This is a genomic window from Hydrogenoanaerobacterium sp., assembly GCF_032017025.1.
GTDB lineage: Bacteria > Bacillota > Clostridia > Oscillospirales > Ruminococcaceae > Hydrogenoanaerobacterium.
Window position 1 is genome coordinate 43,555 of the sequence record NZ_DALZQO010000011.1, and the last position, 24,635, is coordinate 68,189.

The 24,635-nt window shown below is 48.3% G+C and carries 28 protein-coding genes, 1 tRNA gene and 2 pseudogenes; 10 read left to right on the plus strand and 21 right to left on the minus strand.

Annotated features, from left to right (window positions below):
• From RTV33_RS08370 to RTV33_RS08450, 17 genes are all read right to left on the minus strand, one after another.
• Nucleotides 1-477, minus strand: a 477-nt coding sequence (locus RTV33_RS08370) for a baseplate J/gp47 family protein (protein ID WP_312643366.1), incomplete at its 3' end; no start/stop codon positions are given.
• Nucleotides 477-797 carry a histidine kinase gene (locus RTV33_RS08375; RefSeq protein WP_312643368.1) on the minus strand — a complete coding sequence of 107 codons (321 nt, stop codon included), beginning with the start codon at nt 795-797 and terminating at the stop codon, nt 477-479. The genes RTV33_RS08375 and RTV33_RS08370, both read right to left, overlap by 1 nt.
• A gap of 23 nt (nt 798-820) precedes the next feature.
• Entirely contained in the window at nt 821-1,198 is a 378-nt protein-coding gene (locus RTV33_RS08380; RefSeq protein ID WP_312643370.1) for a hypothetical protein, read from the minus strand.
• Between the two features lie 9 nt (nt 1,199-1,207).
• The gene (locus RTV33_RS08385) at nt 1,208-2,212 is read right to left on the minus strand and encodes a hypothetical protein (RefSeq protein ID WP_312643372.1); all 1,005 of its coding nucleotides are present in this window, start codon (nt 2,210-2,212) and stop codon (nt 1,208-1,210) included.
• Nucleotides 2,152-2,562 carry a hypothetical protein gene (locus RTV33_RS08390; RefSeq protein ID WP_312643374.1) on the minus strand — a complete coding sequence of 137 codons (411 nt, stop codon included), beginning with the start codon at nt 2,560-2,562 and terminating at the stop codon, nt 2,152-2,154. Before RTV33_RS08390 ends, RTV33_RS08385 begins: the two co-directional genes overlap by 61 nt.
• On the minus strand, nt 2,562-2,897 hold the full coding sequence (locus RTV33_RS08395) for a hypothetical protein (protein ID WP_312643376.1): 336 nt from the start codon (nt 2,895-2,897) through the stop codon (nt 2,562-2,564). Before RTV33_RS08395 ends, RTV33_RS08390 begins: the two co-directional genes overlap by 1 nt.
• Entirely contained in the window at nt 2,894-3,277 is a 384-nt protein-coding gene (locus RTV33_RS08400) for a hypothetical protein (RefSeq protein ID WP_312643378.1), read from the minus strand. Before RTV33_RS08400 ends, RTV33_RS08395 begins: the two co-directional genes overlap by 4 nt.
• A gap of 11 nt (nt 3,278-3,288) precedes the next feature.
• A complete protein-coding gene (locus RTV33_RS08405; RefSeq protein WP_312643380.1) occupies nt 3,289-4,314 on the minus strand; it encodes a hypothetical protein in 1,026 nt (341 codons plus the stop codon).
• Nucleotides 4,311-4,805 carry a hypothetical protein gene (locus RTV33_RS08410; protein ID WP_312643382.1) on the minus strand — a complete coding sequence of 165 codons (495 nt, stop codon included), beginning with the start codon at nt 4,803-4,805 and terminating at the stop codon, nt 4,311-4,313. The genes RTV33_RS08405 and RTV33_RS08410 overlap by 4 nt, the downstream gene beginning before the upstream one ends.
• Nucleotides 4,793-5,149: a hypothetical protein gene (locus tag RTV33_RS08415; protein ID WP_312643384.1), complete on the minus strand. Its 357-nt coding sequence runs from the start codon at nt 5,147-5,149 to the stop codon at nt 4,793-4,795. The genes RTV33_RS08410 and RTV33_RS08415 overlap by 13 nt, the downstream gene beginning before the upstream one ends.
• A 4-nt stretch (nt 5,150-5,153) precedes the next feature.
• Nucleotides 5,154-5,513 (minus strand): hypothetical protein, encoded by a 360-nt coding sequence (locus tag RTV33_RS08420; RefSeq protein ID WP_312643387.1) that lies wholly within the window; start codon nt 5,511-5,513, stop codon nt 5,154-5,156.
• A 74-nt stretch (nt 5,514-5,587) separates the two neighbouring features.
• Nucleotides 5,588-6,589, minus strand: a complete 1,002-nt coding sequence (locus RTV33_RS08425) for a phage major capsid protein (RefSeq protein WP_312643388.1) — start codon at nt 6,587-6,589, stop codon at nt 5,588-5,590.
• Between the two features lie 71 nt (nt 6,590-6,660).
• Nucleotides 6,661-7,647 (minus strand): hypothetical protein, encoded by a 987-nt coding sequence (locus tag RTV33_RS08430; RefSeq protein ID WP_312643390.1) that lies wholly within the window; start codon nt 7,645-7,647, stop codon nt 6,661-6,663.
• Nucleotides 7,647-8,315 carry a hypothetical protein gene (locus tag RTV33_RS08435; RefSeq protein ID WP_312643391.1) on the minus strand — a complete coding sequence of 223 codons (669 nt, stop codon included), beginning with the start codon at nt 8,313-8,315 and terminating at the stop codon, nt 7,647-7,649. Before RTV33_RS08435 ends, RTV33_RS08430 begins: the two co-directional genes overlap by 1 nt.
• Nucleotides 8,316-8,371: 56 nt before the next feature.
• On the minus strand, nt 8,372-8,641 hold the full coding sequence (locus tag RTV33_RS08440; protein ID WP_312643393.1) for a hypothetical protein: 270 nt from the start codon (nt 8,639-8,641) through the stop codon (nt 8,372-8,374).
• Nucleotides 8,642-8,682: 41 nt separating this feature from the next.
• Nucleotides 8,683-9,948, minus strand: coding sequence for a PBSX family phage terminase large subunit (locus RTV33_RS08445; RefSeq protein WP_312643395.1), 1,266 nt, complete (start codon nt 9,946-9,948; stop codon nt 8,683-8,685).
• Nucleotides 9,935-10,312 carry a terminase small subunit gene (locus tag RTV33_RS08450; protein WP_312643397.1) on the minus strand — a complete coding sequence of 126 codons (378 nt, stop codon included), beginning with the start codon at nt 10,310-10,312 and terminating at the stop codon, nt 9,935-9,937. The genes RTV33_RS08445 and RTV33_RS08450 overlap by 14 nt, the downstream gene beginning before the upstream one ends.
• Nucleotides 10,313-10,700: 388 nt before the next feature.
• Here RTV33_RS08450 and trmL point away from each other — a divergent pair, with 388 nt between their 5' ends.
• The 9 genes from trmL to RTV33_RS08495 all read left to right on the plus strand — a co-directional run bounded on the left by trmL (nt 10,701) and on the right by RTV33_RS08495 (nt 18,867).
• Entirely contained in the window at nt 10,701-11,204 is a 504-nt protein-coding gene (gene trmL, locus RTV33_RS08455; protein WP_312643399.1) for a tRNA (uridine(34)/cytosine(34)/5-carboxymethylaminomethyluridine(34)-2'-O)-methyltransferase TrmL, read from the plus strand.
• Between the two features lie 4 nt (nt 11,205-11,208).
• Nucleotides 11,209-12,090, plus strand: coding sequence for a DegV family protein (locus tag RTV33_RS08460; RefSeq protein WP_312643401.1), 882 nt, complete (start codon nt 11,209-11,211; stop codon nt 12,088-12,090).
• A 132-nt stretch (nt 12,091-12,222) separates the two neighbouring features.
• The gene (locus tag RTV33_RS08465; protein WP_312643403.1) at nt 12,223-13,434 is read left to right on the plus strand and encodes a phosphoglycerate kinase; all 1,212 of its coding nucleotides are present in this window, start codon (nt 12,223-12,225) and stop codon (nt 13,432-13,434) included.
• A gap of 199 nt (nt 13,435-13,633) precedes the next feature.
• On the plus strand, nt 13,634-14,401 hold the full coding sequence (tpiA, locus tag RTV33_RS08470) for a triose-phosphate isomerase (protein ID WP_312643405.1): 768 nt from the start codon (nt 13,634-13,636) through the stop codon (nt 14,399-14,401).
• Between the two features lie 15 nt (nt 14,402-14,416).
• Nucleotides 14,417-15,937 carry a 2,3-bisphosphoglycerate-independent phosphoglycerate mutase gene (gene gpmI, locus RTV33_RS08475; RefSeq protein ID WP_312643407.1) on the plus strand — a complete coding sequence of 507 codons (1,521 nt, stop codon included), beginning with the start codon at nt 14,417-14,419 and terminating at the stop codon, nt 15,935-15,937.
• A gap of 156 nt (nt 15,938-16,093) precedes the next feature.
• Nucleotides 16,094-16,375 carry a hypothetical protein gene (locus tag RTV33_RS08480; RefSeq protein WP_312643408.1) on the plus strand — a complete coding sequence of 94 codons (282 nt, stop codon included), beginning with the start codon at nt 16,094-16,096 and terminating at the stop codon, nt 16,373-16,375.
• Nucleotides 16,376-16,488: 113 nt separating this feature from the next.
• Nucleotides 16,489-16,565: transfer RNA gene (locus tag RTV33_RS08485), tRNA-Met, on the plus strand.
• Nucleotides 16,566-16,889: 324 nt separating this feature from the next.
• Nucleotides 16,890-17,375, plus strand: a complete 486-nt coding sequence (locus RTV33_RS08490) for a nucleoside deaminase (protein WP_396327237.1) — start codon at nt 16,890-16,892, stop codon at nt 17,373-17,375.
• A 715-nt stretch (nt 17,376-18,090) separates the two neighbouring features.
• The gene (locus RTV33_RS08495) at nt 18,091-18,867 is read left to right on the plus strand and encodes a GntR family transcriptional regulator (protein ID WP_312643410.1); all 777 of its coding nucleotides are present in this window, start codon (nt 18,091-18,093) and stop codon (nt 18,865-18,867) included.
• A 12-nt stretch (nt 18,868-18,879) separates the two neighbouring features.
• On the opposite strand, the pseudogene RTV33_RS08500 reads toward RTV33_RS08495, so the two are convergent.
• Nucleotides 18,880-19,053: pseudogene (locus RTV33_RS08500) on the minus strand (transposase); the annotation flags it as partial.
• Nucleotides 19,054-20,007: 954 nt separating this feature from the next.
• Here RTV33_RS08500 and RTV33_RS08505 point away from each other — a divergent pair.
• On the plus strand, nt 20,008-20,829 hold the full coding sequence (locus tag RTV33_RS08505; protein WP_312643412.1) for a papain-like cysteine protease family protein: 822 nt from the start codon (nt 20,008-20,010) through the stop codon (nt 20,827-20,829).
• 139 nt (nt 20,830-20,968) lie between these two features.
• Here RTV33_RS08505 and RTV33_RS08510 read toward each other — a convergent pair whose 3' ends face one another.
• The 3 genes and pseudogenes from RTV33_RS08510 to RTV33_RS08520 form a co-directional block, all read right to left on the minus strand.
• Nucleotides 20,969-21,496 carry a TetR/AcrR family transcriptional regulator gene (locus RTV33_RS08510; protein WP_312643414.1) on the minus strand — a complete coding sequence of 176 codons (528 nt, stop codon included), beginning with the start codon at nt 21,494-21,496 and terminating at the stop codon, nt 20,969-20,971.
• Between the two features lie 204 nt (nt 21,497-21,700).
• A complete protein-coding gene (locus tag RTV33_RS08515; protein WP_312643416.1) occupies nt 21,701-23,596 on the minus strand; it encodes a flavocytochrome c in 1,896 nt (631 codons plus the stop codon).
• Between the two features lie 478 nt (nt 23,597-24,074).
• A pseudogene (locus RTV33_RS08520) lies at nt 24,075-24,635 on the minus strand (aminotransferase); the annotation flags it as partial.

A 24,635-nucleotide genomic window follows, 5' to 3' on the forward strand; every position in this document is an offset into this window, starting at 1 on the left:
CGGTGTAATCATCACATTGATTGCGCCCGGGGCTACGTTGGTGAGCGCCCCGCCATCAGCCGATTGTGCTGCAATATCCACAAAGGTTGAGCCCGCTACCAGCACACCCTGCGCCGTAGTCTCAAAGCGCAGGTTCGGTTCGGCTTCGTTTCGCCCCACCGAGCATATCACCCCTGCGGGTACAATAATATCGGCAGGTGCGGGTGTTTCGCGTGAAAATCGCAGCATACCTAAAGATGCCGTCGCCGCCTTGCGCAGTAACCCGCGTGTCTCGGCGTGGTAATCAAGCGGTGTGCCTGCCGCAGTCTGCGGAAAAACCTGCTTTTTCAGGTCATCCAAACGATTGTCCAGCAAGGATAGCTGCGTTGCCAGCACCTTCAGCCGTATCCCGATATCCGACGCATCGTCCGCATAAAACCCGGTTCGTTGGTAATATTCCTCTTGCATGGCTGTAAGAATTTGTTCGTAGGTTGCCATCAGCGTATCTCCACCTCCAAAGCTTTGGTTTTACGATCAATGATTATCTGCAGTTTGATTCTTAAACTGTCGCCGCTGAGGGTACAGCTTACCTGCGTTACCGTAATCTGGGGCAGCGGTAAAAGTGCCTGACGCACCAGGTTCATTGCCGCCGTATCCATGTCCCGTCCGCCTGTGGTGTTCAGCGTATACAGTTCGCTGCCTAGGTCTTTGTCGGGGGCAAAGCTGCCGTGGCGTACGCTCAGGCGGATCATTGCACGCTGAATCAGCTCTTCTGTGCCATCCGTCAAAAACGGCAGCCCGCGCACACTGCGCTTCATATCACCGCTTTGTAGTAACGTATCTATAGCACCTTCGCCCCGCTTTCTATAATTTTCCCCTCTTTGGTGACAGTAAGCCCGTTAATGAGCACCTCACCGTTGTTTTTCAGTACAATGGCTGCTCCGCCGCTTGAAAACAGCCGCAGTTCACCCGGTTCTAGCCCGACCACGGCATCAGGCGGGCACAAAATTCCGGTACACGCCGCCGCGCCATCAAGCGGGAGGATAAGTGCTTGGGCGTTTTCAGCGGGTATACTGCATACGCCACAGGGTGCAAACAGCGGGATATCCCGCAGCTCACTTTCGCCCGATACGCTAATATCTCCGCCACCGCTCTGTGTGATGGGTACGGCAGCAGGGGAGGAGAGCTGCTGATTTTTGAGTAGTTGCGGTAAAAGCATGATATTCTCCTAACTTACATAGTCGGGCAGTACGAGTGCAAGCGTTGTGGCATAGCCCGTACTGTCCGCTCGATAGGTTACCTCATATACCGCCAAATCGTTGTAGTGCGCCACTTCGTCCTCAATCGAAACACGGTCGCCCACAGAAACAGCGGTAAGGCCGGGCAGCGTTGCGGTTACAAGCAGTTTTTTCAGCATAGAGTCACGCATGAGGCGATCTGCCCCTGTGCGTGGGTCACCCGCCCATTCCTTGGGTGGACTGATGTACCGCTTGCGCCGAATGGCGAGCTGCTCGCTGGACGGGTTGTACACCGCGGTATCATACAGTTTGCTGTCGCTCTTTAAAATGACCTTGGAGATTACCCCGTAGCGTTTGTTGCATACCTGCAGCGCTGAAAACCGCGCGCCGCCCGCCACCGAGTTGGAAAGTATCATCCGCTGCCCCGTCGGCCTTTTCCGCGCTGCAATATAACCGTCGCTGATGTACGGCATCACCCCCAGTGTTTGGCGGCAAAAGCTTTCCAGCGCCTGCCATTCGCTGCGCCCTTTTGGCACAGTAAAGGCGGAGAGTGTGGGGTTACGGTCGCACAGCAGGCCGCGAAAGCCGTACTGCTTGCAGTGCGCGTTGTAGATATCCCATAGATTCGCACGGTAAAATGTCTGTGGAATTGCCTCATTGTCGATCAGTACCGCCGCCCTTGAACGTGCTTTTAGGGTGAGAAATTCCCCCTTGCCGTTTTTAGATAAAACTTGCTCATCAATCAGCCCGTCAAACATGGTTTTGCCCTCCAGCTCCATTGTCAGCGCGGTGAGCTCGCCGCAACCGTAAAGCTGCTGTGCGGGGAATACTCCCTCAAAGCCATCCGCAGGGATATCATACGCCGAGGTGCATTGCAGGGAAATAGGAGGCGGCAAAGAAAAATGTCCGCCCGCAAGGTTGATTGCCGTCAGCTTCAAGATGGCAACACCGCCCGCCCGTTTACCATAACACTGTGTGCTCCCGCTGCTGTGCATGCATTCATATCCTCTACAAACTCAAACGCATAGCGCAGCAAAAGTGGGCCGGCTTCGCCGATTACTTTTAGTGCTGCAAAATAGGCGTACATCGGGCTGCAAAGCGGGCAGAGCAGCCGCCCCGAGCCGCTGTGTAAAAACTCTGCCTGCAACTGCTCAAACTGTACGGTGCAGTCGGTACCAAACAGCTCCCCCTCACCCTTAATGATACGCGGGCGCGTGCCAAGCTCTTGAATCACGGGTGCCGAAAACGGCATGTCAATCATCTTAATGGTTTTAGCATAACCGATTTCGATTTTGCGTGGATTGTACCGCAATGCAAAGCCATTAAACTGTAAGGTGCCTGCCATCAAAGCACCTCCTGTGCAGAAATATCACTTGCGTAGCGCCTGCACTGCGTACAAAGTGCATCATTGACGGCACTTGCATCCACAGTGGGCGGGGTATTGGCAATGCTGATACCGTCTGCCAGATTCATTTCAGCGTAGGGCATTATGCCAAATGGTGCGCTGCCGGTGCTTCCGCTTACCTCATACTGCCGTGTGGGTGTAGCAAGCTTTTGAACTTCACCAATGCTTTGGGGTATACTCGGTAAGCCGTCATCGTCCTTTTGGGCATTGGCAGTACTGATGTGTTCCCGCCGCTGGGCCACAGCCCGTTTTATGCGCTTAAACAGCTTGTTCATAAAAGCTCCATCCTTTTACCTGCCACAATGGTGACCGATTCCAGTACCACCTCACCGAGCGAGGCCACCTCTTGAATTTCGCCCCACTCGCACCCCGAGTAAATAATTTGACGGTCGGGCTTAACAATTACCACATTGAACCCCGAGAGGCTGTGAAAATCAAGGTTGCCACCCATGGCATCCTTGGTGGCGCATACGCGCGAAAGCTCCAAAATATGCCTCAGTCTGCCGCCTACTGTGCCCACGGGCTGTTCGCTGCCGAATGCCTCTACATATCTGCTTTCACGGCTGCTTTTTGCCTTGTAGCCCTGCGCCACCGCTAGCCGCCTGCCGTTGATTTCGATATAAATATCTTTGCTTGTCGGAAAAAGTATCGACATTTTTTCGCCTCCTAGATAGAAATGTGAGCAACGATGTGGATTTGGTTGATGGCGGTTGCCGCCGTAAAGCTCAGCACTACCACGCATACCGATGGGTCACCCGCAAGCAGAGCTGCCCTTGGTGTAGCAAAACTGCTCACAATCCCCTCATCCACAGCAGCGGAAAGCAACACCGTCATCTGTGCCACTATGCTCTGCATCGTTGCAGGATTGCCTCTTGCATTTTTCAGCAGCACCTTCATCACAGTGCGTGCCCGCTGTAAAATATGGTCGATAATGCGCACCGTTGCCACATTGGCGAAACTGTAATCGGCAGTGCCATCTGTTTTGGTGCGTGTGGTTACCGCTTTTATGCACTCTACCGCATTACCCACCGTTTCAAACACCACTACGCCCGCGGCCAGCAAGGTTTGAACTGTGTCTTCGGTGAGGTTATCTTCGTCAAGCACTATGCCTTTACAGATGCTGCCGCTGAGGTTGTCTCCCACAGTTCCTGTTAGCAATTCTCCCGCAAACGCACAGGCACCCGAAAACCCACCGGGATAACACAGGCAGATGCGCTCGCTGTTGAGTGCCTGTGCAAGCTGTACGGCATGCTCCGCATTATCAGCGTTTACAAGGCCAATACGCTCTTTCAACGCACTGCATGAGCGGGTTATGCTCTGCAGCAGCTTTGCCTGCACTGTGGCACTTACACTGTCGCACAGCACTGCCCCAATGTTGTCGAGCCCCTCAATGGCTGCAAATGCTGCCTCATATGCGTTGTCATCTGGGTTGCCGCCATTTGTACCCACAGGCACGCAGATCACCTGCGAAACCCCGCTTTCCAGCAGCAGCTTTACCGCACGAAGCAGCGCACTGTCTGTAAAAATTGCCGCTGCATCGGCATAGCTTGTAAAGCGGTATACCTTACCGGCCTCACCGCCCAAAGCCAAGGCGCATACTGCTGCGTATTGAACCGAAACCACCGCGCCCAACGCCGAGGTTACGGTGTAAGATGAAAACACCCCCGGGCGCAACGAATTGTTTCTTATCATTCGGTCACTCTCCTAATTACATAATTACCGATTGCCTGCTCCTGCCGCTGCTGGCAAACGGTAAGGTGCAGCTTTGCGTAACATGGCAGCACCAGTGCCCCCAATTCTTTTTCAAACTGCACTTTGCCACACCACACACGCGTTACCTCATACTCTTGCTGCACAAACAGCAGGCTGTTGCAGATTTTGCCGAATACCCGTTGGCATTCCGCTGCTTCTTTGCCCGGCGGGCATAAAATTTGTATTGCCGCCGTAATCTCAAGCATTCTGCCGTAAAGACTGTTGCCATCTTCATCCAGCCCTGCAAAATCCGAGAGAGCGCAGGGCAGTAACTCAGCATCCTGCAAACCCACCGCAAGCATGGTTTTGGTAAGCGGCACAGGGTGAGGTGCGCTGGAAAACTGCAGTGCAATTGCTGCCTGCTCGCCTGCAAACGCGGTGCGAAGCAGGTTCACCAGCTCGTGCGCAACATCGTTTATTACATCTGCCATTGGTTTGCCTCCTCATTTGCACGCCTCAGCACCGCCCACACATAAAACGGCTGTTCGCCTACACGCCGCATTTCACAAACCGATACCACAAACCCCTCGCCGCCACAGTCAATTACGTCATCCACAGCAAGGCAATCACCACCGTTTTCAGGTGAACCGATGTACAGAAACGTATTTTGGTCTCTGTATCCGATGACGGAATATTTATCTTCGAGGTATTGGCGGTTTTGGTAGCCAAACGGTGCGATATACGCCGCAAAACGGCGGGTTTGCCCCTCTTTTTGCAGGGTTACCTCTCTGCCATAACGCTTCAGCAGCATTAAAAATTTAGAATAAACGTCCAATCAATCACCCCACCTGTACCAAAAATGCGTCGTCGTATTTCAGCAGCGGCGCAATGCTCGCCAGCAGTTCATCGCATAGCGCCTTTGCATCGGCTCGGCTGATAGCCTGTGCTGAAATCGAAAGGTCTCCCAGCTTAAAGCTGCTCTGTGTGTCTGCCTGTGCCGTCATAGTGTACTGGTACAACAGCATCCCCGCCGCTACGGTGCACAGCGCTTCCTCGTTGGTATCCACATCCGTATCTTCTCTCAGCCGCGCATACAGCCTTGCAACACACAGCCGCGCCATGGGTGCAAAAGGCTGGGCATCTTCTTGCGAAATACCCGCCAACACGGCAAACTGCTGTAAAACCTGTGAAGCATCCATCTGTATTCCTCCTTTGCTGTTCAAACGGGTCAGGCAGTGCCCACCCCGCCTGACATGTTAAAAAAGCCTGTCGGTTAAGCTGCTTTTACTTTCATCACCTGAACCGCATCGGGGAATATTTTGCCGAAGCCGGCAATCGAGGTAATGGCTGCGCGTTCCAGCTGGCTGTCAATCAGCTTGTCATAATCCACCTGAACACCGCCAGCGGTTACCATCTCAAGTGCAAAGCGCTTGTCCAGCGCAATCAGCGTATCATCGGCAACACACGGGGTTTTAATAATTTTTGCACCCAGCGGGGTAATTAGCTTGCCGGTACCGTGGAACGCTAGCCCCGCGGCCGCATCTTGCATTTCAGGTATGGCCAGCAGTTTTTGTACCATAACGGGGCTTGCGAGGATGGTATTCATCTCGTAATCACCGAAATTGCTCCATAGGCTTAGCAGGTCGGCATAGGTAACCTTGCCGGCGTCTGCGGTATTAAGCAGTGTTTCGCCGCTGAGCAGGGTGCTTACCGCATCGCCCATCTGCGCCCTTGCGATATACGCGCCAATCTGTTTAAGGGTGACGGTGAACAGGTCAAGGCGATGGAACTTAATGGCCTCGTAAGATGCAACCAGCATTCTACCGCGTTTGACCAGCTTCACCAGTACATCGCTGAGCTTGATGGCAGTCTCGGGTATTTTAGCCCCCTCGGCAACCGCCGCAATTGTTTTATCCTCCTCCGAAAGATCGGTGACAATCGAACGGTAGTCGAGGCTGTTTACGTTGGTTTTAGTCGCAATGATCTCGCCGAGCAGCGCGGTATCGTTCATCCCCTGTGCCACCGCGCGTGATACATATTCAGGGAATAGGCTGGCACTGTCCGAGGTTTGGAAGAACTTCTGGATCATGTCCGACTGCGCACCGCCTACATGGATATCAAAGCGCTTGAGCTGCCTCTGGTAAGCATCCAATCCTGCAAGTTCGGTGCCCGCGTACTCGGCGGAGGGGTCAAGTTTTTCCAGCTCGCGTGTAAAGGTACTTCCACTCACCTTGTACATGGTTTTATCAAGGTTGATTGCTTTGAAAATAGACATACAATACATCCTTCCCGCGGCAGAGCCGCAGTAAATTTTTGTTAGACAATGGTTTGGAGCTTTCAGCTAGCCTAGATTAAAAACTGTGAGTTTTCACCGCCATCCCCCTGCGTAAAGCTGCCCGCCGTTTGTACCGTAGGAACCGGTCGGTTTCCGCCTGCGCAAGCGAAAGATTTTTTCAGTTCACGCAGTTCTTCGGTGGTAAGTTTATCCGCAATGGCGGCAACCGCCTTGGGGCTGATACCGCTGCCCGAGAGTGCCGCACAGCGCAGCACCTCTTTTTTTAGTTCACCGCGGTAGGCTTCGCCTACCTGTGCCAGCCCGCGCAGCCGCTGCAGTTCTGCACCGAGCAATTCTGCGTCACCGCAGCTTAGCTCTACACTTTTCTGCGCCGCTTTCAGCTTGGCTATAATCATACCTAGGCTGCCGTGTTCCTCGGTATCGGGGGCAGAATACGCCTTGGTTACACCTGCGGCCGGTTGTGCGGGTACTGCCACAAAGCTCCATTCGTATGTGTCGGTGGGCTTGCTCAACGTGTAGTGACATTGCACCCCATCATAGGTTTGGCCGCTTTTGTGGCGGCAGGGCTGCTGTTTTACATTTTTGCCACAGGTGGAGCAAAGAACCTCCTCCACCGCGCAGCCAACGCTTACCTCTTTTTTTATGCCTGCGTCGATGTCGAGAATCAAATCCTTGTTCTTATCACTGCGCACCATATACGCTTTGGCGGTAAGGAAGTGATACACCTCTCCCGTGGTAGTTTTGCGTAGTGTGTCCTGTTCCACCGCCGTGTGAAAGATGCGTGCCGTTTGGTTTGCACCCTTTGGGTTATGGTCGAATATACCCGTTTTACCCAAAAACAAGCGACGCAGCTTATACAGTGCGTCAACCGAGAAACGTTCGAAATCTCGGTCAATTTCGTTGTCGCATAAAATAAGAGGGAACACATACACCTCCTCGGCTTTCAATTCGCGTCTGGTGTAGCGGTTAATCTCGGTTAAATTCTCCGCCGAAAGCTCTTCGGGCGCAAAACCCTTATAAATCATAGCTTGTTTCATTAGGTGTCCTCCGTTTCTTTTGCTGCCTGTGCCAGTAAAAGCTGTGCCTGAGCAGTTTCCACTTCATCCTGCAGGTTGATTATATCCCAATTTACGCGAACATCGGCGTAAAGCCCGTTGGTGGCAAGGAACATGTTGCAGATTTTAACCACTACCGGGGTCAGCAGCCTGCGGTAAGCCTCCAGTTCGCTGGTAAGGATATCCGCCTGCTGGCGGCTCATGCGCTCGGTCGTGCTCCACGAAAGCCCCAGTAAAAACGGAGGAATACCCAGTTTGGATACGATTTGCTGCAGCATCTGGTCAACCGGCACTCTGGTATCGATTACTTGATTGTCCGCGCCGATTACCTTAATATCCACATCGCCAACCGCGACAAAATCCTTGACGCTGCCCTTGGCAGTTGCATTCATCGCCTCGCTCCATTCCTTGGCGATGTTTTGCGCAATCTCGCGCGCCCCTGTAGAGTCGACTCCGCCGTCCCCCGGTTTGTAGGTAACTGCAAAACGCACATTGCCCACACGGTCAAAATTTTTGCCAATGCACTCGTAGATGCGCAGCAGCACGTTGCTGATAAACGGCAGCCCGCGCAGTAACGAGGTTCCGCGAAGCTCGCCTGCAGCGGGGTTTCTTGCGCTGAACAAAATCAATTGCGGATGTGGAGCGGGCACCAAATTTAACCCATCGCGTAGGTAGAACTCGGCTTGTACAGGGCTGTTGGGTGTCGCTACTCTAAATTGCCGAGCGGGCAGTTGTACAGTGCATAAATGCTGTCCCGTTCCGCGCTGAGCACTATTTCACCTGCTGCACTTCCATAGGTGAGCAGGTCGTCGAGGTAGCAAGCTAAAAATGCATCCAACCCGCGCTGTGCACCGCCAACGCGTACCTCATCAGCAAACCTGCGCAGCCGTGTTTGCACCTGTTCATCATCACACTCAAGCCGAAAGCCGCCTACAAGGCGTACAATCTTTTCCAATGCCGCATCAATAATCGGCACAGTGCGGCGCATCTGCTCGTACAGGCTGTGCTCCGCTGTTTTTAGCGGAATAAAGCTGTCGAGTGAGCCCCAGCCTGCGCCATCTCTGCGCGCTCCTGCAGTGCCGTCATTACAAAATAACGCAGTTCGTCCATCGCATGGTCGTTCTCTTTTTTCGGTATGTCGCGGTTCGAACTGTCATCCCAACAGTAAAGCGAAAACTCGCGCAGGCAATCGGTGCAGCTTTCATGAAAACGCAGCTGATTGCTGCTCAGCAGGTCGCTAACGCGCCGTATTCCTACCACCACATCATTGACCGCGGGGATACAGCGAAACACCCCGTGCCGGCGCACGCACTGGATAAAACTTGCCGCCGACGGGTCGACAATCACCGCGGCAACCGGAAGCCCCCCTGCCAGCTCCGCAAGTGCTTCGTAGTATTCCTCATCGGTTTTCAGTACGCCTGCCATACGTGAATTGTGGTAATACTCCCGCCGGCGGTACCATACCCCACCCGAAAGCCCCCAAAGCCCCATCGACATCGGGTTCACCGTACCGTAATCGCACGAGATGTAATACCGCTCGCATTCTGGCGGCTCGCCGTGCACCACATGCTGCTGTTCGCTGAACATCGGGTAAATCAGCCCCTGCGCCGCAACCCATTTTCCCAGTACAAACCGCTCGTAAAATACGCCGGAATACATGTTCTCGTATCGGCGCTTGATTTTCTCAGAGAGAGAAAGATTGTCGTCCATGGTAAAATGAAGATACAGCGCATTTTTTTGCTCCGCTTTCCGAATCCATTCGGTGTAGAACCAGTGAAAGGGGTGCTCGGGGTTGCAGTTAAACCAAAACCGTGAGCGGGGAGCCGAGCAGCGCGCAACTGCCTGCTCTACAAACGAGCGCGGCATCAACGCAACCTCATCCAGCAAAATTCCCGCCAGCGTAATCCCTTGGATGTTAGCGGCCGAGCCTTCGTCTCGGCCGCCAAACAGGTAGTAGCGGTTGGTTTTGCCCCCAAAGCAGATGTCGATGCAGTTGTGTGATAGCCTTTCTTTGCAGGAAAAGCCCAGTACGCTGAGGCTTTGCAGCAGCGGTACTATTAGGTTGCGCCGCACCGAGGCGATGGTTTTGCCGCAGATTGCGAAGGACGCTCCCTCAAAACAGTACATGCTCCACGATACAAACCCCAGCGACATGCTAAGCGTTTTGCCGCTTCGTATTGCCCCATCGCAGATAATTGCATCGCGGCTTTCATAGGGGCTGCCTTCGCACCACCAGTTCATCGCGGTGAGCTGCCGCTGCGAAAACGGCTTAAACCTCGTCATGCACACTCACATCCGTTTCCTTTGCAGTACTGTCGGGCAGGCTGCCCAAAATCGCCTGATAAAACGGCAGGGCATCCTCCTCCTTGCTTTTGTCTTCCGCAAGCCCGGCTAGAAGTTCCATCGCTTTAAACCGGTCAAAAAACTTTACCTCAACGCCGTTTTTACCCCGTTTAAGCTCCGCAATGTGGAACAAATCCAACTCAGTTAGTTCATCGGTTGTAGGTGCGTCCTCAAAAAAGAGAAGTTTTACTGCATCGGCAATGCTCCCGAATGCCAGCCGGTGCAGCCCCGCTTTTACCTGTGCCGCATAATCCTGTTTCTCATCAAACTTCGTTCGCTTTTTTCGATTTTGTTTGCCTTTCAAATCCTTAGCCTCCCTTTCAATGCAACGGGCTAAACACAGTGCTTGGGGCAAAAGAAGCGCAAAAACTACACACAACCGCAAAAAAAGCTGCGAAACCGCACGCAACCTATTGTGTAAACATTTGGTAACGGGTATAATAATCTGTAGACCAAATAGTAACAAATGGCGGAAACGCTTGATTCTATAAGCCGTTATTCGCTATAATATTATCTGCTGAATCAATCGTTCATGCGGTCAGATGTTATTGCATCTGCAAATTCGGTGCGCAGCGTCAAGTTCTTTGCAAAGCAGCTTTATCGCATTTTTAAAATGTTCAGCACGCAACATAATAAAAATTATTTTACTTTCATAAACTGATTTGATTATAAAGGGGAAACATTATTACAGAATGTCTATTTTAAACCTTGTCCTCGTCGAGCCTCAAATTCCCCAGAACACCGGCAATATTGCGCGTACCTGTGCAGCAACAGGGGCTCGCTTGCATTTAGTGGGGCCAATGGGTTTCGTAATCGATGACAAAAAGCTGAAAAGGGCAGGGCTCGATTACTGGCATTTACTCGATATTACCTATTACAAAGATACCGCAGAGTTTTTTAGTAAAAACAAAGGCGGTGAGTTTTTCTACTTCACCACCAAGGGCAGGCATATTCACAGCGACGTGCAATACCCCGACAACGCCTACCTCGTATTTGGCAGGGAGGATGCAGGCCTGCCCGAGCAGCTGCTGTACCAAAACCCCAATTTTTGTGTACGCCTGCCTATGGTCGATGAGGCGCGCAGCCTCAACCTTTCCAATACTGTCGCAATCGCAGCCTACGAGGTGCTGCGCCAGTGGAATTACCCGACGCTCAAATGGTCTGGGCAGCTTACCAAATATAAATGGGAGGACTAACAGCTTGGAAAAAATTAAATTTCTAACCGATTCTGCGTGCGACCTTCCGCAGGAGATTGCACAGGAGTTCGACATTACCGTGCTGCCTATTCCCATCACAGTAGACGGTGTCGGCTATCAGGAACGGGTCGATTTTACCCCGCAGCAGTTTTATAAGCTTTTGCTTGAGGCAAAAACCATTCCTACCACCAGCCATATCACCGTTATTAGCTTTGCCGAGCAATATAAACTGGCTTACCAACAGGGCTATACACATATGGTGGTTACAACCATCAACTCAAAAGGCTCGAATATGTATGACGCGGCTAATATGGCAAAGAACCTGTTTTACGACGATTGCCCCGACGCACAGGGTAGCTTTACCATTTATGTAATCGACTCGCAGGTATACACCATCCCCTACGGCTACGCCCAATGTGAAGCGGCGAAGATGGCGAAAAACGGGATACCCTGTGCCGAAATTGTGGATTACCTCATCGATTTTTTTGACCGCGTAGAGGTTTACTTTGCGGTTTATTCGCTGGAATTTGCAAAAAAATCGGGACGCATCAGTGTTGCGTCCGCTTTTGTGGGAGATGTACTTGGGCTTCGCCCTATTCTTTCCATCATTGGGGGGGATATGAAGATTGTCGACAAGGTGCGTGGGGACAAAAACGTCGTTCCCAAGCTTGCTGAAATTGCGGAGAAACGGCGTGTGGGCGACACCCCTTACTTGGGTATCCGCGCTATGACCGACGACGTCGGCGAGCAGCTGATGGATTTGATGCAGGAGAAAACAGGTACCCCGCCGCTGGGGCTTTACTATGCGGGTGCGTCCATCACCATCAATGCAGGCCCGCGGCTTGCCGGTATTATGGTTTTAGGGGAGAAACGCACCAAAAAATAGCGATTCTATTCGCCATTTTATACAATGTCGCACTTGAAAAAATCGACATCATGCTATAGAATAAAGTATGGATTGTTTTTAGTTTAACAATACCCCAAACAGGTAATCAAAGATAAGGAAAGGGAGACTGAAATGACAGCTTTCAACAAAAAGACGGTTGACGATATCAATGTTTCCGGAAAAAAAGTACTGGTGCGTTGCGATTTTAACGTACCCCTGAAAAGCGGCGTAATTACCGACGAAAACAGAATTGTCGCTGCACTGCCCACCATTAAAAAACTTATTGCAGACGGAGGAAAAGTAATCCTCTGCTCTCACCTCGGCAAGCCTAAGGGCGAGCCCAAACCCGAGCTTTCTCTTGCTCCGGTAGCCGTTCGTCTTTCCGAGCTTCTCGGCAAAGAGGTTGTTTTCGCTGCAGATGATAACGTAGTAGGCGAGAATGCTAAAAAAGCGGTTGAAGCAATGAAAGACGGCGATGTGGTTCTGCTTCAGAACACCCGTTACCGCGCAGAAGAAACCAAAAACGGCGAAGCGTTCAGCAAAGAGCTTGCAAGCCTTTGCGAGGTTTTTGTAAACGATGCATTCGGCGCTGCGCACAGAGCACACTGCTCCACCGTTGGCGTAACCCAGTTTGTCAAAGAGGCAGCGGTTGGTTACCTAATGGGTAAAGAGCTCAAATACCTCGGCAACGCAGTTACAGACCCTGCCAGACCCTTCGTCACCATCCTTGGCGGCGCAAAGGTTGCAGATAAACTGAACGTAATCGAGAACCTGCTGAGCAAAGCCGATACTCTAATCATCGGCGGCGGCATGGCATACACCTTCCTTGCTGCAAAAGGCTATGGCGTAGGTACTTCTTTGCTCGATTCCGAGAAAATTGATTACTGCAAAGATATGCTTAAAAAAGCAGAGGAGAAAGGGGTCAAAATCCTTCTTCCTGTTGACTGCGTTATTGCAAAATCCTTCCCCGATCCCATCGATGCTGAAATCGAGGTTAATGTTGTTTCGGCTGATGCAATCCCCGCTGATTTCATGAGCCTTGATATCGGCCCCAAAACAGCCGAGCTGTTTGCCGATGCTGTTAAATCTGCGAAAACTGTGGTTTGGAACGGCCCCATGGGTGTGTTTGAAAACCCCGTTCTGGCAAAGGGGACTATTACCGTTGCGAAAGCACTTGCTGAAACCGACGCCATCACCATCATTGGCGGCGGCGACTCTGCTGCTGCGGTCAACACCCTGGGCTTTGGCGATAAAATGACTCATATCTCCACAGGCGGTGGCGCTTCTCTTGAATTCCTTGAGGGTAAAGAGCTTCCCGGTATCGCTTGTGTAAACGACAAATAGCCGGAAAACGTCCGGCTACGCTCCGGGCAGGCAACCTGTACAGCTCTTATCATACTGCCCACATATAACCGCCACAAAATCGGCATAATACAAGGCGCGGGCAGGTACCGCGCCTTTTTCTTCATCCGCCTGAGAAAGCGGGTTAGAATAGAACACGATGAACATAGAGATCATATATTTTTTATAAAGGAGAACTACTATGAATAAAGCATTGCGTAAAGCAGTTATTGCAGGTAACTGGAAAATGAATAAGACCCGCCCAGAGGCAAAAGCACTGATTGAGGAGCTGAGTCCCCTCGTAGCGTCCGCTGATTGTGACGTTGTCATCTGTGTGCCCTACACCAACCTCGAAACAGCTCTCGATATGACCAAGGGCACCAACATTAAAGTGGGTGCTCAAAACTGCCATTGGGCCGCTTCCGGCGCGTTTACTGCTGAAATTTCTGCAGGTATGCTCACCGAAATGGGCGTAGAATATGTTGTCATCGGTCACTCCGAGAGAAGACAGTTCTTCGGCGAAACCGATGTTACAGTTAACAAGCGCGTCAGAGCTGCGCTGGATGCAGGCTTAACCGTAATTCTCTGCGTAGGCGAGCTGCTTGAGCAGCGTGAGCAGGGTATTACAGAGGAGACCTGCGGACTGCAGACCAAAATTGCGCTGCAGGGTGTTTCCAAAGAAGAGCTTGCAAAAATTATTATTGCGTACGAGCCGGTATGGGCAATCGGCACCGGTAAAACCGCAACTTCCGATCAGGCAAATGAAGTCAACGGCTACATCCGCAGTGTGGTAGAGAAGCTGTATGACAAGGCTGCTGCCGATGCGATGACCGTACAGTACGGCGGCTCTATGAACGCTGCCAATGCAGAAGAGCTGCTCGGCAAAGAGCATGTAGACGGCGGCCTCATCGGCGGCGCTTCTCTGAAAGCCCCCGACTTTGCAGCAATCGTTGCTGCCGCGTCTAAGTAAAAGGAGGAATCTCATATGGCGAAAAGACCATTAGCACTTATTATTCTCGACGGCTTTGGCAAAAATGACAATGAATACGGCAATGCAATCAAAGCCGCGCACAAGCCAAATATCGATAAAATTTTTTCACAGAATCCCCGTACCCTCATCGGTGCATCCGGTATGGACGTTGGTCTGCCCGAGGGGCAGATGGGCAACTCTGAGGTAGGCCACACCAACATTGGTGCGGGCCGTGTCGTTTATCAGGAGCTCACAAGAATCACAAAATCCATTGCAGATGGCGACTTTTTTGGCAACGAGGCGCTGAACGCTGCCATTGAGAACTGCAAAAAGAACGGCACAGCTCTGCACCTGATGGGGCTAATGTCTGATGGCGGCGTACACAGCCACAATGCTCACTTGTATGGCCTGCTACAGCTCGCCAAGAACGCAGGGCTCACCAAGGTCTACGTCCATTGCTTTATGGACGGCAGAGACGTCCCTCCGACATCCGGCAAGGCCTTCCTTGTTGAGCTGGAAGCAAAGATGGCGGAAATCGGTGTGGGTAAAATCGCTACTGTGATGGGCAGATATTATTCAATGGATCGTGATAACCGCTGGGAGCGTGTTTCTAAGGCATACGCTGCAATGGCATATGGCGAAGGTAATAAGAACTCCAGCGCGACCGATACCATGACAAAATCTTATGCCGAAAACGTTACGGATGAATTTATTGTACCTACCGTCGTTACAGAAAACGCAACAGTAAAGGCGAATGACTCGGTTATTTTCTTTAACTTCCGCCCCGACCGTGCGCGTGAAATCACCAGAACCTTTGTGGATGAAGCATTCAATGGCTTCGAGCGCAAGAACGGCTTTTTCCCATTGCATTTTGTGTGTATGACCCAATACGATGTGACAATGCCCAACGTACATGTTGCGTTTAAGCCGCAGTCTCTCACCAACACCTTTGGTGAATATATCTCCGATAAAGGTCTTACTCAGCTTAGAATCGCGGAGACCGAAAAGTACGCGCACGTAACCTTCTTCTTCAATGGCGGCGTTGAGGCTGCTTACAAGGGCGAAGATCGGGCATTGATTGCATCTCCCAAAGTTGCGACGTACGATTTCAAGCCCGAAATGAGTGCCTATGAGGTTACAGACGAGCTGCTTGCCCGCATCGCAAGTGATAAATACGATGTCATCATCTGTAACTATGCAAACTGCGATATGGTGGGCCATACCGGTGTGTTCGAAGCCGCGGTTAAGGCAGTTGAAGCTGTTGATACCTGCTTGGGTAAGGTGGTTGATGCAATCCTTGCAAAGGGCGGTGCAGCCCTGATTACCGCCGACCACGGCAATGCAGACAAAATGTTTGAGGATGATGGTTCACCCTTCACCGCTCATACAACAAATCCTGTGCCGTTCATTGTTGCGGGCTACCCCTGTGAGCTTCGTGAAGGCGGTAAGCTCGCTGATATTGCGCCAACCATGCTGGATATCCTGAGTTTAGAGCAGCCAACTGAAATTACCGGTAAATCTCTCATAAAAAAATAGTCATTTTGTATTATAAATGTGAAAGACCTGCGCATACTAACTTGTATGACGCAGGCCTTTTCATAAAAACAGCTTGTTATTTTTTGGCATAGGTATTATAATAGTAGACATAATCTGTCACGATTTTACCGATCATAAAGTAGGGGAGGCAAAAAAATGAAAAGAGGAACTCTGATCTCAATTATTATAGCACTCATCGCAGTAGGTGGTGCGTTACTTGGCCTGGTGGCATATATGAGAAGCAGAAGATGCCTGGAGTGCGGCGGTGTAGAGGAAGATTACATCCCTGACGTTGAAGGTGATTATGACATGGAATATTACGTTGATGATCAGCCCGAAAGTGTACAGCCTGTTGAGGAAACAGTGAGTTACGCTGCCGGTTACGTTTCCACACCGGTTTCTGCAGATGATACCGAGGACGATGACATCACCGAATAAAGCAAAGGTAAAAAATAATACCCTTTGTAAAATATTTTGCAAAGGGTATTGCATTTCTATTCTTTCTGTAGTATAATAATAAAGCACTAGGAAATCCGGTGCGAATAAAATATCGCGGGATGGAGCAGTTCGGTAGCTCGTCGGGCTCATAACCCGAAGGTCGTAGGTTCAAATCCTACTCCCGCAACCAATTTGATCTAAGACGGAAATCAATGTACTTTGTACATTGATTTCCGTCTTATTTTTATGTCTATACGTTCGATCAATAATTGTACAGCTTTTTATCGGGTGATTTTTTAGAGATTCTAACCAAACCTTGATACGGTCAAATTACTTTAAAGGGTTTGTTTATCTTGCGTGCATTATGATTTTAATTAAATAGCATAAATTTACGTTGAGATATTTGTTAATTCAGTTTATTTACAACACTTGTAGTAGTGTGGTATTCTAATAGCAGATTAAAGGTATTACCTATTACCTATTTTGTTATTTAAGCTAAATTTAGGAGGAACAAATGATGGCATATCAAGAACACGTATTTTACCTTAAAAGAGCGGTGGAAATTTCTAAGGAAGCCCGGGCGGCAGGCAACACTCCGTTTGCTGCATTGTTGGTAGACAAAGATGGTAATATCATCATGGAGCAAGGCAACATTGAGATTACCGATAAAATTTGTACAGGACATGCGGAAGCGACTCTTGCGGCTCGTGCATCCCACGAATATTCTAAGGCGTTCTTGTGGGATTGTACTCTGTATACTACTGCTGAGCCATGTGCAATGTGTGCGGGAGCAATCTACTGGGCAAATATTGGTCGCGTCGTCTACGGCATGACAGAGCGCCGACTGCTTGAATTGACAGGAAGTAATGAGCAGAATCCTACTTTTGATCTTCCTTGCCGTGAAGTATTTGCAAAAGGACAGAAAGAAATTACTGTGATCGGACCTATTCACGAAATTGAAGTGGAAGCAGCTGAAGTACATAAAGGCTATTGGGACTAAAACCAAACCTGAAATGAGATAGGAGTCAGATGATGGATATTTTTTCATAAAAGGTATGACTAGGGAAAAATTTAGTAGTCGGGTTTGAACGTGTTTTGGCGATGTGCCCTGGTACGATTGCGGTACCGCTGATTCTTGCAAGCACAACAGGACTTGATGCGAAAACCACTGCATTTCTAATCCCGGCAAACAGTATGGGCTCCCTGTCCTATTTGGTTCAATTATGTCTTCAGCGGTACTCGTTTTTATCATTTTGTTCTTTATGGATAAAGGAGCTCGTGATCTTCCCTAAAGTCATCATCGGCACCTTTGTCACGCTGATTGGTATTAGCCTTGCCCCATTGCGATCAGAGATTTGGCAGGCGGGCCGGGAAGCAAAACATTTGTCTCGTTAGAAAGCCTGTTGCTGGGAATGGGTGTACTGATAGCTATTACATTAATTGAGAAATACGGAAAAGGCATGTTCAAAGCACTGTCATTGCTGGTAGGTAAGCTGCGGGCGCTACGTTTGCACCGGAAATTTTTTCGTAGCTCCCCACTACTTTGGGCATGATGTGCAGCAATGGACTTTTCATGGTCAGTGTTACCGCAATTGTGCTGAACCTTTTGCTCAATAGTAAGAAAGGGCTGAAAAAAGAATCTCAGTAAGCTTAATCTTGACAAAGGGCCATGAATCACATATGCTTAGTCCATGCAGAAAAGGACGTGAGCAAAGTTGTGTGAAAATCGACTGAATGAGATGACACTTTCCGACCGTGCAAAAATTCAGATACTTAAATATATCAATGGGATGGATTTGCAGAAAAGCAACAAACTGCCCCGCGAAGAGGCGCTCGCAGATATCATTGGCGTGAGCCGCATTACTATTCGTTCGGTGCTTAACGACCTTGCTTTTGAGGGAATTGTCTTTCGGAGGCAAGGAAAGGGCACTTTCGTCAACGTGGATTCCCTGAACATTAAGGTTAAATTTAATCCTGTAATGGAGTTTACTGAGATGATCCGCAACAGCGGGTATGTGCCATCGGTTCGGTTATTGAATATCCAAATTATTCCACGAGATCAGAAAATAGCAGAACGCTTACAACTTGATGAAGATGACAAGCTGGTAATTGCAGAAAAAATATTTTTAGCAAATGAAAAATTGTGTGCGTTTTGTGCAGATTTTTTTGGGCTATCTGTACTCGGTGGAGAAACTGCGTTTGAGGAATATACCAAGTACGAAAATTCAGTGTTTGAGTATATCTACCATCAGTCTGGACGGCGCATTGAATGGGATAAGGTTGAAATCGAAACAGTGCTGTCAACCGCCATTCCTAATTTAGAGCGTTATACTGATCTTAAAGAATTAGGTCTGAAGCCGTTCTTACTGCTTAATGGTGTGAATTACGATCTCAACGATAAGCCGCTTGTTTTTACACGGGAATACATTGATACCGATATCATTCGTTTTAGCATGATTAGGCAACGTAACGTTCATTATCGTTTGAGATAACAAAAGCGTGTTTAGTCTAAACCTCATCCTGCCGCCTCCGCGTTTACCTGTACTGCCGTTATTTCCAGGCAAAATTCCTGCCCATGAGCATAAATGATGAGCGCTTGGAAAACGGGTCACATCCGTTTCAATTTCAGCAACAATTTGTTGAGCGCTAACAGCCGAGATTTCCGGAAGTTCATAGATTGCTTTCTTAAATTGTCCCTATGACATGGTGGACTTTTGGACTAGCTTTTTTAATAATAAGTTATCTTGGATTAATAATGTCAAATAGGCTTAGAGTAAAACTAATCTCCAATTATACTCGAATAAAATTTCAGGTAAACAATGTTGCGCACTCCCGCAACCAACAAAAGTGGCTTAAACGGAAGTTTAAGTCACTTTTTTATCTAAATATCCCTTGAAAAACAGTTTTAGTGTTTATTGTTTGAAAAATCAAAGAAAAAGGCTCCGCGTTTACCTAGTTTGGTAATTACGGAGCCTTGTTTTTTATCCTATTTTGTCTTGGCTAGGTGTCGGCGAAAGAATATTTTTTAATGTTTCTGCCGTTGCTTCATCTGCGGATCTAATCGCATGGGCATATATCTTTGTGGTGGTGATGCATTTGCATGTCCAAGTCGATTGGCTACGGTAGTTAGTGGTACGCCTCCTGCAATTTGTAACCTTGCTTTGAACAGTACTTAGAGATAATGCCACAAGCACCCTACTCTAATCGCATAAATTGAAACGATATAACTAGGTGTTTTTAGACATTCATCTAAAATTATTTAAAAGTGTTGTCATTAGTCATCTGAATTTGGTATACTTCTGGAGTGCAAGTTTATCCGCATAGCACAGTACGGCACTACCGTACACCTCACGTTGGAGCCAAAGGCTCACATTTTATAAATTAGAGAGGATTCTCTATAAGGTTTGTGGGTTATGCCCATAGTATCTGTATAAAACAACATGAGAGTATTAAAAGTGCGTTTTTCGTCACTATATAGACTCAAAAACGACCGAAAAATTGGATAAATAAAAAGCGAGCGAAGAAGAAGGCAGCAATGCCCAATCCCAAATTCAATTATAAATAATACAATATAAGGCGGGTATGTTTCAGTTTACAGATACAATTATTTTTTTATGAAAGAGGTAACCCTTATGAAAAAACTAATTGTATTGGCGTTAATGTGTAGCATAATTTTGGCGGGATGCGGTGCCAATGAGGCATCATCACCTGCTTCGTCAAAGCCTACACCTGTTGCAGTATCACCTGAGGTAGTTGATAACACCAACTTTACCGACGAAATGAAAATTCCTTACACTATTGATTTAAGTGAAGAAGATGGCGCTGATAGCGTAGAGCGACTAGGCGACCATAAAGAAAGCCCTTATTTTAAGAGCAATGATTACTACAACATGGAGTCTACCGGTACTCTAACCATTCTCTCCAAATTTAGAACACAGCAGCAGACCAGTGAATGGTCCTGTGGTGTCTCTAGCGGTATGATGGTTATGGATTGGTACGATGCTTTGGGTGGGCATAACGAGGAATCATTGGGAGCGTTCCGCTCCAATGGGCTTACACCACAAGGCACTAGCCTTAGACAGCTTATTCAGGTATTTGAGGGCTTGGGTGGATTTGATTTATACTCCACTTTTGACTGTGTAGACAATGTGGACGAGGTGTTCACGCTAGAGTTTATTCGGGATACTCTGAAAAAGGGCACACCAATTATGATTGGATGGAACGATTGGGGCGGACACTGGCAGGTTATCATCGGCTATGACACAATGGGTACTGAGACTACACAGGATGATGTAATCATTGTAGCAGACTCCTACGATACTACCGACCATAACCAGGATGGATATGGTGTGTACCCAGCAGAGAGATTCTACTACAACTTCACATTCTACAACTTCTTTGAAGAAGAGGAGCTAAACGATAAGGTATTCCTAATCGCAACTCCGAAAGCTTAATTTTCTTGTTTTATGCGGATAGACAGGAGATTGCACAACATAAATTTAGCAAATACACAATCGAGTATTGATTGGTACTTAAAAAAGTCCAGCTATTGCTGGGCTTTTTTTAAATGATTTACAACAACATTACTAGTTGTTAACCTTCAACCCTCAAGCTTCTTATCCAAACCTGGATCATATACTCTAAATTGCTTTCTTCTAAAAAGGTTCCTTCGCTCGCACAATAGCTTCGTGTAGCCCCCTGAATCAAGCTCCATAAAAAACAGCTCAGATCCTTTGCCTTAAAGTCCTTTTTAATTTCGTTGTTTTTCTGCCCTTCTTCCATCAGACGGCAAATTACCATAAAACAGGCATTAGGCTCCTTTTCCTCCCACGCCTTCTGATTAGCGACATATGTTTTGTTATACTGTATCATGATTGAAAGCACTCTGGATTTTAGATAAGCAAAAAACACACTCGACAGGAGAAGCAACCCTTCCACAGAGTCCTTTCCTTGCAGGTCCGATTTATAGAGGGCAGTGAAATATTGGTTCATCCGATGGTACCGATCAAAAAGCAATGCGTCTTTGGAGTCGAAATGGTGATAGAATCCCCCTGCTTTTATGCCTGATTCCTTACAAATGTCCCGGATGGTCATAGACTCAAAGCCTTTTTCTGCAACCAATTTGTCTACCGCGTTTCGAATGTTCTCCAGTGTTTGCTGATACTGCAGTTTTCTTTTATTTACGGTTGGTTCGTATGCCACATCTACAACCTCGTTTCATTTTCAATATTACCTCTCATTATACTTCGTTGAACAGAAAGAAGTCAACGTACTCTAAGTACGTTGACTTCTTCGAAAGATAAGTAAGAATAGTTCTATTTGCGCTTATTTGGAAGCATTCTGTCCGGCAATTCTACCAAATAATGTAATGCCAGCAATTGCGTTACCTCCCAGGCGGTTTGAACCATGGATTCCGCCTGTTACTTCGCCTGCTGCATAAAGTCCGGGAATTACATTGCCCTGTTTATCCAGTACCTGTGTGTTTGTATTAATTTCCACACCGCCCATGGTGTGGTGAACCATAGGATTTGTTAGCCCCGCATAAAACGGTGCTTTTCCGAATTCTTTGTCAAAAACAGTTCTACCAAACGGATCGGTTCCTGTTTTAATAGAATTATTGAACTGATCTACAGATGCTTTCAAATCTTCGTATGGAACATTAATCTGTTTCGCCAGATCTTCCAGTGTATCGGCCTTGAACACATAGCCGTTGCCCACCAGTTGCTCGTCAACTTTAGAACCGTTTACCGTTACGCCATCCTTTACTGTATTCGCGTCAGAAATAATATAGATCTGCGCATCGGTCTGCTCCAAAACAGCTTTGGATAACTCGTCACGTCTGCCATCTTCTTTTACAAAGCGCTTACCTTCTTTATTGATGTAGAACTGGTTCTCAATGTATGCCGTAAACACGCCTTTGCCGTAGGTTGGCAGCATTTGAATCCACTCCATGCCCACCAAGTTAGCGCCTGCGGCTTCGGCCATTACAATACCGTCGCCCGTTGCTCCTACATGGTTCGTCGTCTGTACAGATTCATCTAATTTGGGCCAATGCTTGTTGTACTTTTGGCGCATCTCCACATTAGCACCAAACCCGCCGGTTGCAAGAATTACGTTTTTCTTTGCACGAACTTCAAAAGGCTGACCCTCTGTGGTTTTACCCTTGACGCCTACGCATTTGCCGTTTTCCATAATCAATTCTTCCGCTTTGGAATTCAGCAAAATTTCTCCGCCATTTTTCTCGACATACTCCACTTGAGGTAGCACAAAAGAAGCACCTTTGGCGCCATATTTGGCAGTTGGGGTATGGCTGCGCATCCAGGTGGCACCTACGGCAGCGTTAACTCCGTCAACCCATTCTGCTCCTAAGCCTGTAAGAAATTCATAACCTTCAAAAGCTTTTTCGCCAAACACATCAATCAGCTCTGGGTTGCCTACGTAGTCGCCATCCATATAGGTCTGAAGCTTGTGCAGTGAGGGCGAATCAAACAGATAGGTTCCTTTGGCAGCTTTATAATCTTCGATTTCTTTTTTAAGGGTTTCCTGCCAAGATTTCATTAAATCATTTTTGGGTTCAAGAGCGACGATATCTTCAATTCTTTTCAGCTCGCTCGCGCTCATTTCATGGGTTTTCTGGCGCTCCTGATCGGAAGTGTTGTAGGCGCTGCCTGCCAGAATAGTATTTCCTCCTACAGCCGGCATTTTTTCCACTACGGTGACCGAGCTGCCTGCTTTTAGTGCTTCTACGGCAGCAGACATACCTGCGCCGCCACCGCCAACGATTACTACATCCGATTCTTTCGTAATCGTTTCTGTGGAAACAACATTTTCAACTGCCTTCTCCAGCTTATCCATATCTGCGGCAGTTTGTGTCAGTGCTGCTTTCACCGCTTCCAAAATTCCCTTGGATGAGACGGTGCAGCCTGCAACCGTGTCTACAGCGATAGATTGTGTTTCAACAATTTTCTTAGGGATAGTGCTGAAAGCAGCATCTGAAACACCCTGAGTTTCTTTGTGCGGTAATACTTTAATATTCAGTATTTTATCCGTATCTACTTCTACTTCTACTTCAATGGCTCCACCAAAGCCCTGGCCCTCGCCGGTGTACTTGCCCGGTTTAAAGAGGGAATTTGAATCATTAGCTGGTGCGCCGCAGCCCGTAAACACAGTCAAAACCATGATTACAGACAGTGCAAGGCATAAAAGTTTTCTGATGCTCATAATTTACCACCTTATGTAAATAATTTTTACAGAACATGTTCTGCTAGATTATTATATATTTAACAATCTCAATTGTCAATGGTTTAACAATATTCATATAATATAAATTATTTATTAAAGATTTTCTTTATTTTCTGTTATCACACAATTGTTTCAATAAGAACCCCCTTATTTTTCGGTTGACTTCTATCGCACCATGCCCTTGCAAGAGCAGCAGGTAACAGCGGGTTACACCAACAAAAGAAAGAACCTCCGGCTTAAGCCGGAGGTTCTTTCTTTTGCAATCAGCGATTAAGGATGTAGATATTTAAAAAATATTTCAGAGAATACGACAAGTAAGATGAGCACTTCGGTTATAAAAGTTGCTTGCCTTTTCTTTTTGTCCGTAGAATAGCATGTTTTTAAGCACTTCGGCTGTAGCCGCCCTGTACTTTTAATGGCGTTAGACTAAATATTGGGTGGGCCGACCTTGATTCTTCTAAACGTTTAAATCCAGAACGGCCTGCTCGAGCTGTGCAAACGCCTTTTCTAATGTAGCGCGCGGGCAGGCAATGTTGACGCGTTCAAAGCCCTCTCCTTCGGCACCAAACATAACACCGCTGTCAAGCCATAGCTTTGCCTTATCTACAATTAAATGCTCTCGCTGCGCTTCAGTCAGCCCCAAAGCGGTAAAATCAAGCCAAACCAGATAGGTTCCTTGCGGTTCTACCAGCCGAATCTGTGGCAGGCGCTGTGCAAGAAAGCTGCGAATAAAGGCAAGGTTGTCCGACAGATGACACTTTAATTCCTCCAGCCACTCTTCACCGTGCTCATAAGCGGCCTGGCATGCCACCAGCCCCATGGAGTTCAGTTGGCTGTAGCCGCTTTTATCAATTTCAACCAAAAACTTTTTTCTGATCTCGGGGTTGGCAATAAAGATGTTTGATACCTGCAGACCCGCAAGGTTAAAGGTTTTGCTGGGGGCGGTACAGGTAACGGTACGCTCCAGATATTCGGGCTTGATGCCTGCGAATACGAAGTGGCGGTTGCCCTCATATAC

What these genes read in the sequence shown, in the direction of transcription:
- RTV33_RS08385 (WP_312643372.1), bottom strand. Translation starts at nt 2,212, where the DNA reads ATGCACAGCAGCGGGAGCACACAGTGTTATGGTAAACGGGCGGGCGGT.
- RTV33_RS08405 (WP_312643380.1), bottom strand. Translation starts at nt 4,314, where the DNA reads ATGATAAGAAACAATTCGTTGCGCCCGGGGGTGTTTTCATCTTACACC.
- tpiA (WP_312643405.1), top strand. Translation starts at nt 13,634, where the DNA reads ATGAATAAAGCATTGCGTAAAGCAGTTATTGCAGGTAACTGGAAAATG.
- RTV33_RS08515 (WP_312643416.1), bottom strand. Translation starts at nt 23,596, where the DNA reads ATGAGCATCAGAAAACTTTTATGCCTTGCACTGTCTGTAATCATGGTT.
- RTV33_RS08420 (WP_312643387.1), bottom strand. Translation starts at nt 5,513, where the DNA reads ATGGATGCTTCACAGGTTTTACAGCAGTTTGCCGTGTTGGCGGGTATT.
- gpmI (WP_312643407.1), top strand. Translation starts at nt 14,417, where the DNA reads ATGGCGAAAAGACCATTAGCACTTATTATTCTCGACGGCTTTGGCAAA.
- RTV33_RS08395 (WP_312643376.1), bottom strand. Translation starts at nt 2,897, where the DNA reads ATGAACAAGCTGTTTAAGCGCATAAAACGGGCTGTGGCCCAGCGGCGG.
- RTV33_RS08375 (WP_312643368.1), bottom strand. Translation starts at nt 797, where the DNA reads ATGAAGCGCAGTGTGCGCGGGCTGCCGTTTTTGACGGATGGCACAGAA.
- RTV33_RS08465 (WP_312643403.1), top strand. Translation starts at nt 12,223, where the DNA reads ATGACAGCTTTCAACAAAAAGACGGTTGACGATATCAATGTTTCCGGA.
- RTV33_RS08505 (WP_312643412.1), top strand. Translation starts at nt 20,008, where the DNA reads ATGAAAAAACTAATTGTATTGGCGTTAATGTGTAGCATAATTTTGGCG.
- RTV33_RS08445 (WP_312643395.1), bottom strand. Translation starts at nt 9,948, where the DNA reads ATGACGAGGTTTAAGCCGTTTTCGCAGCGGCAGCTCACCGCGATGAAC.
- trmL (WP_312643399.1), top strand. Translation starts at nt 10,701, where the DNA reads ATGTCTATTTTAAACCTTGTCCTCGTCGAGCCTCAAATTCCCCAGAAC.
- RTV33_RS08490 (WP_396327237.1), top strand. Translation starts at nt 16,890, where the DNA reads ATGATGGCATATCAAGAACACGTATTTTACCTTAAAAGAGCGGTGGAA.
- RTV33_RS08430 (WP_312643390.1), bottom strand. Translation starts at nt 7,647, where the DNA reads ATGAAACAAGCTATGATTTATAAGGGTTTTGCGCCCGAAGAGCTTTCG.
- RTV33_RS08425 (WP_312643388.1), bottom strand. Translation starts at nt 6,589, where the DNA reads ATGTCTATTTTCAAAGCAATCAACCTTGATAAAACCATGTACAAGGTG.
- RTV33_RS08480 (WP_312643408.1), top strand. Translation starts at nt 16,094, where the DNA reads ATGAAAAGAGGAACTCTGATCTCAATTATTATAGCACTCATCGCAGTA.
- RTV33_RS08390 (WP_312643374.1), bottom strand. Translation starts at nt 2,562, where the DNA reads ATGGCAGGCACCTTACAGTTTAATGGCTTTGCATTGCGGTACAATCCA.
- RTV33_RS08400 (WP_312643378.1), bottom strand. Translation starts at nt 3,277, where the DNA reads ATGTCGATACTTTTTCCGACAAGCAAAGATATTTATATCGAAATCAAC.
- RTV33_RS08410 (WP_312643382.1), bottom strand. Translation starts at nt 4,805, where the DNA reads ATGGCAGATGTAATAAACGATGTTGCGCACGAGCTGGTGAACCTGCTT.
- RTV33_RS08380 (WP_312643370.1), bottom strand. Translation starts at nt 1,198, where the DNA reads ATGCTTTTACCGCAACTACTCAAAAATCAGCAGCTCTCCTCCCCTGCT.